Origin of the sequence: Bacillus sp. BML-BC051, assembly GCF_019656175.1 — a bacterium.
GTDB classification, from domain to species: domain Bacteria; phylum Bacillota; class Bacilli; order Bacillales; family Bacillaceae_G; genus Bacillus_A; species Bacillus_A mobilis.
In genome coordinates, this window is the sequence record NZ_BPLI01000017.1 from 290,201 (window position 1) to 303,009 (window position 12,809).

12 protein-coding genes are annotated in these 12,809 nt (G+C 39.4%); all 12 read right to left on the reverse strand.

Features of this window, described 5'->3' with window-relative positions; translation table 11 throughout:
• Positions 1 to 77: 77 nt before the first annotated feature.
• The 12 genes from K5S59_RS09450 to spo0F all read right to left on the reverse strand — a co-directional run bounded on the left by K5S59_RS09450 (position 78) and on the right by spo0F (position 12,750).
• Positions 78 to 1,118 (reverse strand): L-threonylcarbamoyladenylate synthase, encoded by a 1,041-nt coding sequence (locus K5S59_RS09450; protein ID WP_000557349.1) that lies wholly within the window; start codon positions 1,116 to 1,118, stop codon positions 78 to 80.
• 108 nt (positions 1,119 to 1,226) lie between these two features.
• Entirely contained in the window at positions 1,227 to 1,685 is a 459-nt protein-coding gene (locus K5S59_RS09455) for a GNAT family N-acetyltransferase (RefSeq protein ID WP_000758434.1), read from the reverse strand.
• 49 nt (positions 1,686 to 1,734) lie between these two features.
• A complete protein-coding gene (gene spoIIR / locus K5S59_RS09460; RefSeq protein ID WP_033656425.1) occupies positions 1,735 to 2,598 on the reverse strand; it encodes a stage II sporulation protein R in 864 nt (287 codons plus the stop codon).
• 111 nt (positions 2,599 to 2,709) lie between these two features.
• On the reverse strand, positions 2,710 to 3,561 hold the full coding sequence (gene prmC, locus K5S59_RS09465) for a peptide chain release factor N(5)-glutamine methyltransferase (protein ID WP_001267051.1): 852 nt from the start codon (positions 3,559 to 3,561) through the stop codon (positions 2,710 to 2,712).
• Positions 3,561 to 4,628: a peptide chain release factor 1 gene (prfA, locus tag K5S59_RS09470; protein WP_033656424.1), complete on the reverse strand. Its 1,068-nt coding sequence runs from the start codon at positions 4,626 to 4,628 to the stop codon at positions 3,561 to 3,563. Before prfA ends, prmC begins: the two co-directional genes overlap by 1 nt.
• 560 nt (positions 4,629 to 5,188) lie before the next feature.
• Complete coding sequence (locus K5S59_RS09475) at positions 5,189 to 5,773, reverse strand: thymidine kinase (protein ID WP_097844677.1); 585 nt, start codon at positions 5,771 to 5,773, stop codon at positions 5,189 to 5,191.
• Between the two features lie 110 nt (positions 5,774 to 5,883).
• Positions 5,884 to 6,129 carry a type B 50S ribosomal protein L31 gene (locus K5S59_RS09480; RefSeq protein WP_000643447.1) on the reverse strand — a complete coding sequence of 82 codons (246 nt, stop codon included), beginning with the start codon at positions 6,127 to 6,129 and terminating at the stop codon, positions 5,884 to 5,886.
• Positions 6,130 to 6,817: 688 nt separating this feature from the next.
• A complete protein-coding gene (gene rho / locus K5S59_RS09485) occupies positions 6,818 to 8,089 on the reverse strand; it encodes a transcription termination factor Rho (protein WP_001053898.1) in 1,272 nt (423 codons plus the stop codon).
• Between the two features lie 517 nt (positions 8,090 to 8,606).
• Positions 8,607 to 9,572 (reverse strand): class II fructose-bisphosphatase, encoded by a 966-nt coding sequence (gene glpX, locus K5S59_RS09490; protein ID WP_000442336.1) that lies wholly within the window; start codon positions 9,570 to 9,572, stop codon positions 8,607 to 8,609.
• Positions 9,573 to 9,689: 117 nt separating this feature from the next.
• A complete protein-coding gene (murA, locus tag K5S59_RS09495; RefSeq protein ID WP_097817081.1) occupies positions 9,690 to 10,979 on the reverse strand; it encodes a UDP-N-acetylglucosamine 1-carboxyvinyltransferase in 1,290 nt (429 codons plus the stop codon).
• A gap of 333 nt (positions 10,980 to 11,312) precedes the next feature.
• A complete protein-coding gene (locus K5S59_RS09500) occupies positions 11,313 to 12,170 on the reverse strand; it encodes a class II fructose-bisphosphate aldolase (protein WP_001131859.1) in 858 nt (285 codons plus the stop codon).
• A gap of 211 nt (positions 12,171 to 12,381) precedes the next feature.
• Positions 12,382 to 12,750, reverse strand: a complete 369-nt coding sequence (gene spo0F / locus K5S59_RS09505) for a sporulation initiation phosphotransferase Spo0F (protein ID WP_000398592.1) — start codon at positions 12,748 to 12,750, stop codon at positions 12,382 to 12,384.
• Positions 12,751 to 12,809 lie beyond the last annotated feature (59 nt).

A 12,809-nucleotide genomic window follows, 5' to 3' on the forward strand; every position in this document is an offset into this window, starting at 1 on the left:
TCATGTCCCTCCTCGGACGTGCTACTTCAAAATATGCTTATCCGAGGAGAAATATTCTGTTTGCTAATCGTACCTTATCATTCAGTAATAATCTGATGTCCTGCCGCTTTTGTTAAGCGATTCATAATGGCATTCCCTATCCCTTCATTCGGGAATGATTCACTAAAAATAACATCTACTTCACTTGCATCAAACGTTCTCAGTACATCATATAATTTAGTTGCAACGCTAGCTAAATCGCTTCGAACACCACAAGACAATACAACATCCGCACTATATACATGCTGATACTCTTCTGTCGTTAATACACCTACTTTGAATCCTTCTTCCTTCTTCTCATCCACAAGGCGTTGAATAAATTCACGTGAACCTTCAACAATACTCAGTGGCGCTTTCGGTGCATAATGCGTATATTTCATTCCAGGTGATTTCGGTTTTTCCTTCTCATCCTTTAAAGCCGGATCTAAAGAAACCGTGCCAATCACCGCTTCCAATTGTTCTTTCGTAATCCCACCTGGGCGTAATATCGTTGGAACAGCGCTCGTACAATCAATTACAGTTGATTCCACACCTACTCCTGTTGCACCACCATCTACAATACCTGCGATTTTCTCATTTAAATCTTCATATACGTGAGACGCTAGTGTCGGACTTGGACGCCCAGAACGATTCGCACTCGGTGCTGCAACAGGTACATTTGCCTCCTCAATAAGCGCAAGCGCTACTGGATGATCAGGCATTCTTACTCCAACCGTATTAAGTCCTGCCGTCACCTTCTCTGAAATTCCTTCTTTTCTAGGTAAAATAATTGTTAACGGGCCTGGCCAAAAATGCTCCATTAACTTCTCTGCAACTGGCGGGATTTCTTTCACAATCACGTCCAACTGTGATTTTGTACCGATGTGGACAATCAGTGGATTATCACTCGGTCTTCCTTTCGCTTCAAAAATTTTCGCGATTGCTTCATCATTCATTGCATTTGCGCCTAGTCCATATACCGTCTCGGTAGGGAAGGCAATCGCCTCATTTTCCCTTAATAATTTTGCTGCTTCTTGTAACTGTGGATAATATTTTTTTCTTTCCACAACATTATCCACAACCCACATATTTGTATGCATTTTTTCCCACGTCCTTTTCTACCCTGAAATACTTGTCTATTTTTAGTTTACTATGAGATTTATCCAAAAGACAAACAAGGTTTATCCACAAAATGTGGATAAACCTAATTAATCCGTGGATAACTTTGTGAATAGCTGACAATTTAGTATTATTGCATTTAGCTCTTTTATATTTTTACAAAAGTGTTCTAACTGTCGAATTCCCTCTGGTACGTTTTCTTTCTCTATAGTAACAAAGTCAAAAAATTGAAAGATTGTTATAGATTGTGGATGATTTGTTAATAAGTACAATTGTCGAATATTTTTTTCTTTCATATACTGCAAAAACATTTCGAAAAAATATAAGAAAGTCTGTTTATCCACATTAGGTGTGAATAAACAAGAACGAATAAGTGCGTTTTCTTCACTTTGTTCATATCCGATGACAGCTCGTATTTCTTCCGCCTCTTCCAAAATCATAAATTGCGCGTACAACTCATTTATTTTATCATCTTTTTTATTAGCTTGTCCGAAAAAAGAATGCAATCTTTCCACATCTGCTTTCGTCGCAAAATATACTTTCTTCATAGTAAATCCCTCCTCTTTTTTATATATGAGAAGGGACCTACTAATAGTACTATTTAGAGAATAAAGATGTAAAAGCTTCTACAATAAATAACTTAACTTCTGGCTTTTCTTCTTCCTCCTCTACTTTGACATACTCATTTTGTTTTTCTTGCTTTTGTTCCACAGGTTTCTCCACTTTGTCCACAGTTTTTATTTCTTCTTTACTTACAGGTTGTTCTTCTACTTTCGTTTCATTTTTTACTACTTTCTTTTCAGAAGCTGTTACTTTTTTTGCCACTTCCTGCTTTACAACTTTCGTTTCTTTCACTTTATCCTCTTTCTTCTCTGGTACATCCACTACTTCCTCATCTTGCTCCTTAACTTCCCCCTCTTCAGGAGATTCAGCCTTCACAACATGTTCTTCTTTCCTTACAGCTGTACCACTTGAAAAATCTAAGAAACACATCGGCGGAAATAATACACACCACCAGTTTGCCCCTTCACCTTCCCCAATTGTAATTAATACGGCCTCATATTCCCCTGCTGGATAAATGAAATTCCCATATACCTTTGTAGGAAACTTTACATTCTTACTGAATTTCACTTGAAATGAATCTTTACTTCCTTCTTTTTTCAACGTATTTGCCACTGTTTTTTCGATTTCTGGAATATGACTTTGAATGACTTTACGCGCCTCTTCAAATGAAGTTAAATCCGCTACCCATCCATCAATTTGTGCTTTTACTTCATCACGCACTTTGCGTTTTAACGCCTGATCTTTATCTGAATCACTATTTGCTAAAATTCGTAATCGAACGGCCTCTTTCGGAATAACTGAAGGCCCTTTCGCATCAGCTTTCATATATCCAAACTGCACAAGCAATTGTGCACCAATTAATAATAGAAGAAGATAAGCAATAACTTGTTTTTTCATTTCCTCCACCGTCCCTTCTACAAACAGTGTGGACAGACTTTCATCTTTCTAAACTATTAAATTCAAAATCTATATAAATTTTCCCACAAAAAATAGAGTAAGGTGTGAACCTTACTCCATTTCTGCAAATACCATACGATCTTTTCCGTTAATATCAAAAACAACCTCAACATGAGCATGTGGAAAAGCTTGTTGTAACAGCTCTTTTACGTCCTCACCTTGCCCTACTCCAATTTCAAATGCCACAATTGCTTTCTTCTGCAACACATTCGGCAACTCTTCCATAAAACGGCGATAGAAATCTAATCCGTCTTCACCACCAACAAGCGCTCTCTTTGGCTCATGCTCTTTCACCACAGGAGAAAGGCCACGCCAATCCTCTTCCGGTATATATGGGGGATTTGAAACAACAACATCTAACTTTTGACCTGTTTTATGAAATGGTGACAATAAATCACCATGATAGAACGTTACTTCTGCGCCCAAAGTTTTTGCATTTTCTTTTGCAACTTCAATCGACTCTTGTGCGATATCTACCGTATACACATGAAGATTTTTATTTTCTAAAGCAAGCGTAATAGATATCGCTCCACTACCTGTACCGATATCCGCCACATGCAGTTTCTCATCACCAAAATGACGCTCGATTCTTTCTAACACTCCCACTATAAGCTCTTCTGTTTCCGGTCTTGGTATTAATACTTCTTCATTCACAAAGAATGAACGTCCATAAAACATTTCATAACCAATCATATATTGAATAGGAATACCTTCTACATGCTTGTGAATAAACTCCGTAAAACTTGTTTCTTGTTCCACAGTTATTTCTTCACGCATATTCATGAGCATTCCGGTTCTGTTCGTCTTTAATACATGACAAAGGACAATTTCTCCCGCATTTTCATCTCGTCCATTTTCCTGTAAAAAAGAAGAAGCCCATTTCAGGGCTTCATAGACACGCATTACTCAGCTGCCTCCATCTTTTGAGCCTGATCTTCCATCACTAAGGCATTGATGAAATCATCTAACTTACCTTGTAAGATTTGATCTAGCTTTTGAATCGTTAAACCGATTCGATGGTCTGTAACACGGTTTTGCGGGAAATTATACGTACGAATACGCTCTGAACGATCACCCGTACCAACAGCTTGTTTACGGTTTTGATCATACTCAGCTTGCGCTTCTTGTCTAAACTTATCATAAACACGTGCGCGTAATACTTTCATCGCTTTTTCTTTATTCTTAATTTGTGATTTCTCATCCTGACACGATACAACTACACCAGTCGGTAAATGTGTTAAACGTACCGCTGACATCGTTGTATTAACACTTTGTCCACCAGGACCACTAGAAGCAAACGTATCAACACGAACATCTTTTTCATGAATACTAATTTCTACTTCTTCTGCCTCTGGTAATACAGCTACAGTTGCTGTAGACGTATGAATACGTCCACCAGATTCCGTTTCAGGAACACGTTGTACACGGTGAGCACCATTCTCGAATTTCAGCTTCGCGAAAGCACCTTTACCGTTAATCATAAAGATAATCTCTTTATATCCACCTAACTCTGTATAGCTCGCTTCGATAATTTCAGTTTTCCAACCTTGTACCTCAGCATAACGGCTATACATACGATATAAATCACCAGCAAATAAAGCCGCCTCGTCACCACCAGCAGCACCACGAACCTCAACGATAACGTTTTTATCATCATTAGGGTCTTTTGGAACAAGTAAAATTTTCAGACGCTCTGACAACTCTTTATCTTGTCCTTCTAATTCAGAAACCTCTTCTTTTACCATTTCACGCATATCAGCGTCTAACTTATCTTCTAACATTGCTTTTGCATCTCTTAATTGCTCACGAACATCTTTATACTCACGGTACACCTCTACCGTTTCCTGCATATCAGATTGTTCCTTTGAATACTCACGAAGCTTATTCGTATCACTAATAACCTCTGGGTCACTTAACAATTCATTTAACTTCTCATAACGATCTTCTACAGCTTGCAAACGATCTAACACACCATTCACCTCTACATCCTAGTATCTAATACAAATAGTATATGGTACTTAATCAAAAAAACGCAAATTATATTTAAAAGTGGAGGTGGCTCACTCAGCTCTGACTGGCTAACGTTCTCTTGCACAGAAGACGCTTTTTGTCTTCTCGTGCGGGAGGTTCTTAGACACGAAGAGCTAGCCACCGGAACTAGATATATTTAAAAGCGCAAGCGGCTTGCTCAGAATCGCAGGCTATTTGGAACTCTCGACCTCTCTCGCTCTTTACTTCGAGCGAGAGAGTGAAATGGCCGGAGATTCTAGCCGCTGGAGCTAGATAATATTTAAAAGCGCAAGCGGCTCGCTCAGAATGGGAGGAGGTTGGAGCTTCTGACAGAGAGGTGCTCTTTACCTCGCAGGAAGACGCGAAACCACCGACCATTCTAGCCGCTGGAGCTAGATAATATTTAAAAACGCAAGCGGCTCGCTCAGCTCTGACTGCCTAACGTTCTTAGCTGTACGAAGAGCTGGCCACAAATCTTCATCTATTTTGAAAAAAACCCGCTCTACATAGCGAGTTTCATTTATCTTTGTTTTGTAGGTACTGCATGACAATGACGACAACGTGGTTCATACGATTCTGAAGCCCCAACTAAAATAATTGGATCATCAAATGCCGCTGGTTCTCCATCGATTAAACGTTGCGTACGACTTGCAGGAGATCCACATGCAGAACAAACTGCCTGCAATTTAGTTACATGTTCAGCAATCGCCATCAGCTGAGGAACTTGTCCAAATGGTAGACCACGGAAATCTTGGTCTAATCCAGCTACAATGACACGATAGCCACGATTTGCCAATACTTGCACCACTTCCACAATGTCCCCATCAAAAAATTGCACCTCATCGATTGCAATAACATCCATCTCTTCTGTTACATGGGTAAATATATCTTTTGAAGCTGAAACAGGAAATGCTTTAACCTTTAATCCATTATGTGATACAACATCTTCTTCACTATAACGATTATCAATACATGGTTTAAATACAATCGCATGTTGTTTCGCAAATTGCGTACGGCGTATACGGCGGATGAGCTCTTCTGATTTTCCAGAAAACATACTCCCGCAAATCACTTCAATCCAACCATTTTGATTCATTAAGTACATTGAGCTCTCCTTTCATCTACTTTCCTAATCCAAAGTAGGGTAAAGGTTTAATATTTTTGCAAAAAAAACAGACAAGCGAATACATACACTTGCCTGTTTTATGTTCTTTATTACTTGATACCGTATTTCTTATTGAAGCGGTCAACACGTCCGTCTGCAGTAGCAAACTTCTGACGTCCAGTGTAGAATGGGTGAGAATCAGAACTGATCTCAATTTTTAGTAATGGATAAGTGTTACCATCTTCCCACTCAACAGTTTCGCTAGAGCCTTTAGTAGACCCGCTTAAGAATTTGAAGCCTGTGTTCGTGTCCATAAATACAACTTTATTGTAATTTGGATGGATTCCTGCTTTCATTCTTTTCATCTCCTTCCGCCCTGAATCATTTTCGAAACAGAGTTTTTCATCTTCAGCTGCTTGCACAACTATATTGATGAAACACATATGATGAAATTATAACAAGGCTAACTCCATTTTGCAACTACCTGTTTTTGTCTTTTTGAATTTAAAAGCAGAAGTGGCTCATTTAGAATCGCAGGACATTGGAACTCTCGACCTTGAAGCGCTTTTTGCTTCGAGTGAGAGAGTGAAATGACCGGAGATTCTAGCCGCTGGAGCTGGATAAAATAAAAGCGCAAGCGGCTCGTTCAGAATGGGAGGGGGATGGAGCTTCTGACGTAGAGGCGCTTTTTGCCTCGTAGGAAGACGCGAAGCCACCGACTATTCTAGCCGCTGGAGCTGGATATAATTAAAAGTGGAGGCGGCTTGCTCAGCTCTGACTGGCTAAGGTTCTCTCGCACAAAAGGTGCTTTTTACCTTTCGTGCGGGAGGTTCTTAGACACGAAGAGCTAGCCGCCGGAACTAGATATTAATTAAACGCGCAAGCGGCTCGTTCAGAATCCAGGACACTTCAAGCTCTCGACCCAAATATGATTTTCATCTCAAAAAACAAAATTTTTCCCATATATTACTCTCTCTAATATTCCCTTAAAAAAACATAAAAAACTCGCTTACTACGAAATAAGCGAGTCCCAATCTTTTCCCTTTACTTAGTTGTTACATATCTTTTCGAATCTGCAACAATGTTTTGTAAAAATTCTTCATTTGTCTTTGTTTGACGAAGTTTACGTAAGAAACCTTCGACAAAGTCTGGTGTATCACGCATTGTTTTACGAATACCCCATAGCTTGTCTAAATGTTCTTTCGGAATTAATAGATCTTCTTTACGTGTACCAGAACGGCGAATATCAATTGCCGGGAAGATACGACGCTCAGCTAATGAACGATCTAAGTGAAGTTCCATATTTCCAGTTCCTTTAAATTCTTCGTAAATTACATCGTCCATACGAGATCCTGTATCAACAAGCGCTGTTGCTAAAATCGTTAAGCTACCGCCTTCTTCAATATTACGTGCAGCTCCAAAGAAACGCTTCGGTCTATGGAAGGCAGCTGGGTCGATACCACCCGATAATGTTCTACCACTTGGCGGAATAACAAGGTTGTAAGCTCGCGCTAAACGGGTAATACTATCCATTAAAATGATAACATCTTTTTTATGCTCTACAAGACGCATTGCACGTTCTAACACAAGTTCCGCTACTTTAATATGATTTTCTGGTACTTCATCAAAAGTAGAGCTTACAACATCACCTTTAACAGAACGTTCAATGTCTGTTACTTCCTCTGGACGCTCATCAATTAAAAGTACAATTAATTCAGCTTCCGGATGATTTGTTGTAACACTGTGTGCGATTTCTTTTAATAGACTAGTTTTACCAGCCTTTGGAGGCGCGACAATTAAACCACGTTGTCCAAATCCAACTGGTGCGATTAAATCCATGATGCGTGTCGGTAACTTTTTCGGTTCCGTTTCCAATTTCATTTGGCGATCTGGGTATAATGGTGTTAATGCAGGGAAATGCACACGCTCTTTTGCTGACTCTGGATCATCTCCGTTTACAGCTTCAACTTGTAATAATCCAAAATAGCGTTCATTTTCTTTCGGAGGTCGTACTTTACCAGAAACCTTGTCTCCATTACGTAAATCGAAACGACGAATTTGCGAAGCTGAGATATAAATATCTTCTGAGCTTGGAGAATAGTTGATAGGACGTAGGAATCCAAATCCTTCTGATTGAATAATTTCTAATACGCCTTCCATGAAGAAGAAACCTTCTTTTTCTGCTCGAGCTTTTAGGATAGCGAAGATTAACTCTTTTTTCGTTAATTTGCTATAATACGAAATCTTAAATTCTTTCGCAAGCTCGTATAACTCTTTTAATTTCATGTTTTCTAATGCTGCAATTGACAAATTCATTCAGACACCACACTTTAACGTTATTCTCTTTTCACATGGGTAAAGGGAAAAAATACGGAAGGCAAATAATTAATAATGAAAGGCAATAAGTTCAAGTAGGGTAATATTCACTATTGTAACCCTTTTATCTAGTTTTAATCAATACGTTGAAACACAAATACAAGAAGCGAAGACAAGAAAATTTGTCTTCGCTTTTATTTAACCTAGTTCCAGTAGCTAGAATGGCCGAGAGCTCCAATGCCTTCCCCTTCTGAGCGAGCTGCTTACGCTTTTACTCAATCCAGTTCCAGCAGCTATAATCTCCGGTCATTTCACTTTTTACTTAATCCAGCTTCAGCAGCTAGAATGGTCGGTTGCTTCACTTCTTCCCATTCTGAACGAGCTGCTTACGCTTTTTATTTAATCCAGTTCCAGCGGCTAGAATCTCCGGTCATTTCACTCTCTCACTCGAAGCAAAAAGCGCTTCAAGATCGAGAGTTCCAATGCCCTGCAATTCTGAACGAGCCGCTTCCACTTTTTATTTAATAACCAAGTTTGGTTTTTTATTCAAGCTATGACGTCCGTCTACGAAGCGTACTGTGCCTGATTTTGCACGCATAACAAGGGATTGTGTTGTTCCTACGCTACCTTTAAATTGAACGCCGCGTAATAGCTCTCCGTCTGTTACGCCTGTTGCTGCAAAGATTGCATCGTCACCTTTTACTAAGTCTTCCATGCGAAGGATACGATTTATATCTTCAATGCCCATTTTTTTACAACGAGCTAATTCAGCTTCATTTTGAGGCAGAAGCTTTCCGTGGATTTCTCCACCTAAACATTTTAATGCAACTGCTGCTAATACACCCTCAGGCGCTCCACCAGATCCGAATAAAATGTCTACACCTGTACGATCAAATGCAGTGTTAATTGCTCCAGCCACATCTCCATCGTTAATCAATTTAATACGAGCACCAGCTTTACGAATTTCTTCGATAATCGCTTGATGACGTGGACGGTTTAAAACTGTCGCTACAACATCTTCAATATCTTTATTTTTCGCCTTCGCAACCGCACGTAAGTTATCGATAATAGGCGCATCAATATCGACCGCCCCAACCGCTTCTGGGCCAACCGCGATTTTATCCATGTACATGTCAGGAGCATGTAACAAATTACCATGATCTGCAATTGCAATAACAGCAAGAGCATTCCATCCACCAGCTGCCACGATGTTTGTCCCTTCTAAAGGATCAACTGCAACGTCTACACGTGGACCATATCCTGTACCTAATTTTTCTCCGATATATAGCATTGGCGCTTCATCCATCTCACCCTCACCAATTACAACTGTACCTTTCATCGGAATTGTATCAAATACATCACGCATAGCTGATGTTGCTGCACCGTCTGCCTCATCCTTTTTCCCGCGTCCCATCCAACGCGCTGATGATAATGCTGCAGCCTCTGTTACACGTACTAACTCCATAGATAAACTTCTTTCCACGATAATCCCTCTCCTTTAAGTCTTTATATATTCTGCCGTATTTTGTGAACTGTGTTTCTCTATAAAGTATACTTCCGCAAGTAGTGATGCTTCGCTTCCCCCTTGCGGAAGTATCACTTATGCGTTCTTCATCTCTTCAATTTCTTGACTTGTCATTTGTTCTCGCCAAATGTTTGCGCCAAGGCCTTTAAGCTTGTCTACTATATTTTCATAACCTCGATCAATATGCTCAAGTCCGGTTACTTCTGTGATTCCATCCGCCATTAACCCTGCAATAACAAGGGCCGCTCCAGCTCGCAAATCACTCGCTTTCACTTTTGCACCTTGCAATAAAATAGGACCAGTTACAATTGCCGAACGACCTTCTACTTTAATTTGTGCATTCATACGACGTAACTCATCAATGTGTTTAAAGCGTGCGCCGTAAATCGTATCCGTTACAACACCCGTTCCGTGCGCCTTTGTTAAAAGCGTCGTAAATGGTTGTTGTAAATCTGTTGGGAATCCTGGATATACAAGCGTTTTTATATCAACTACTTTTAACCTTCTATTACCGTTCACTGTAATTTGGTCATCGTTCGTTTCAACTTGGACACCAGCTTCTCTTAACTTCGCTGTAACTGACTCTAAATGTTGAGGAATAACATTATCAACCGTTACTTCTCCTCCTGATGCAGCTCCCAAAATCATATACGTACCCGCTTCAATACGATCCGGAATGATCGTATGATGACAACCGTGCAGTGAATCCACACCATCAATTCGAATTACATCTGTGCCAGCACCTTTAATACGTGCACCCATGCTTGTTAACAATGTAGCTACATCAATAATCTCTGGTTCTTTCGCTGCGTTTTCAATAACAGTTCTACCCTTCGCTCGCACAGCTGCCAGCATAATATTAATCGTAGCTCCTACACTAACAACATCTAAATAAATACGTGCCCCGCGCAATTCATCTGCTCTTAAATAAATCGCACCCTGTTCATTCGTAACATGTGCACCTAACGCTTCAAACCCTTTAATATGCTGATCAATCGGCCTCGGTCCTAAATGACATCCACCTGGAAGCCCAATAACAGCTTTTTTAAAACGGCCAAGCATCGCACCCATTAAATAATAAGAAGCACGCAATTTTTTCACTTTTCCATTCGGTAAAGGCATAGCAACCATGTTAGAAGGATCGACTACCATCTCTTCCTCCTGTCCATAAGTTACCCTTCCTCCAATTTCCTCTAGCAAGTCTCCTAACATTTTCACGTCCGAAATATTAGGGACACCACCAATAGTTACTGGAGTATCAGCTAAAATTGTCGCTGGAATTAGTGCAACGGCGCTATTCTTTGCACCACTCACTCGAATTGTTCCATTTAAAGCTCTTCCGCCTTCAATTAGCAATTTTTCCATATTGAGCTCCCTTCTTGTGAATGTATTTACTTTCTATATCTTTATAGAAAGCTCCCCTTAAGAATCTCAATCACTCTTTCCACCCTAACACTCAATAAATAGGAAACCATTATCTTCATTTCTCCTGTAGTACGACTAGATAAAGATTAACTATTCATCGAATTTACTTTATCAATTTAGATACGTTATCACATTTATTTAATAGGACTATGCACATTATTTTCTATTTCAAAAACAAAATGATAAAAATCTTTAGACTTGTTCACGCTTTCATTATACAACGAAAGGAAACCGTCTAAAAGACTAGACGGTTTCCAAAACGGAATTTTATTCTTACGCTTTACCGTTAGAACCGAATTCACGCATTTTACCAGCAACAGTTGCTTTAATAGCGTCACGGCCAGGTCCAATAAATTTACGAGGATCGTAAACTTCTTGGTCTTTGTTTAATACTTCACGAACAGCTTTTGTAAACTCGATTTGGTTCTCAGTGTTTACGTTAATTTTTGAAGTACCTAAAGAGATAGCTTTTACGATATCAGCAGTTGGGATACCAGTACCACCGTGTAATACTAAAGGTACACCAGTGAAGTCACGAACTTGTTCCATTTCAGCGAATCCTAAGTTAGGCTCACCTTTGTAAGGACCGTGTACAGAACCTAAAGCTGGAGCTAGGCAATCGATACCTGTTGCTTCAACAAGGTGCTTACACTCTGCTGGATCAGCGTAAATTACGCCTTCAGCGATGATGTCGTCTTCTTGTCCGCCAACTGTTCCAAGCTCAGCTTCAACAGATACGTTACGAGCGTGTGCGTATTCTACTACTTTTTTAGTAGTTTCAACGTTTTCTTCGAATGGGTGGTGAGAAGCGTCGATCATTACAGATGTGAAACCTGCATCGATTGCTTCTTTACATTTTTCGAAGCTTGAACCATGGTCAAGGTGAATCGCTACAGGAACAGTGATGTTCATTTCTTCGATTAAAGCTTTAACCATAGCTACAACTGTTTTGAAACCAGTCATATGACGAGCTGCACCCTCAGATACACCTAGGATTACAGGAGATTTTTCTTCTTCCGCAGCAGCTAAGATAGCTTGAGTCCACTCTAAGTTGTTCATGTTGAATTGACCAACTGCGTATTTTCCTTCTAGTGCTGTGTTTAGCATTTCTTTCATAGAAACTAAAGGCATGGTGAATCCTCCTAAAAAACGTTTTTTGTATCCGATAAGTTCTTATCGCTGGTAGTATGACCAGAATAAGGTAAAATATGTATATTTACATACCGGACTTTTTTCTACACTCAATAGGATAACAACTTGTACTCAAAAACTCAACCGTATTCACCTGCTCAATAGTCCATGTAAACGCTTTTTTCCATATTTTTTATAAAAAATTCATTTTTTACGCCTCTACAGCAAGCTGATCTCTCACTGCTTGACGAATCTCATCAATATCAAACGGTTTAGCAAAGTGCATTAAAGCTCCTAAATCTTTTGCTTCTTGGATCATATCAAGCTCTCCATAAGCAGTCATTAAAATTACTTTAATACTCTCATCAATTTCCTTTACATGTTTTAAAATCTCTATACCATCCATACCTGGAATTTTCATATCTAACACTACTAAATCTGGATTATCCTTTTTCACGATATCTAAAGCTTGAAATCCATTTGCTGCTTGGAATGTCTGATAACCTTCTTTTTGGAACACTTCATGTAATAACACACGAATGCCATATTGATCATCAACGATTAAAATTTTCCCTTCCATAACTCCCAACCTTTCTGTGTAAGTACAAGATTTAAAGCTTCTTATATCTTAACGATTAA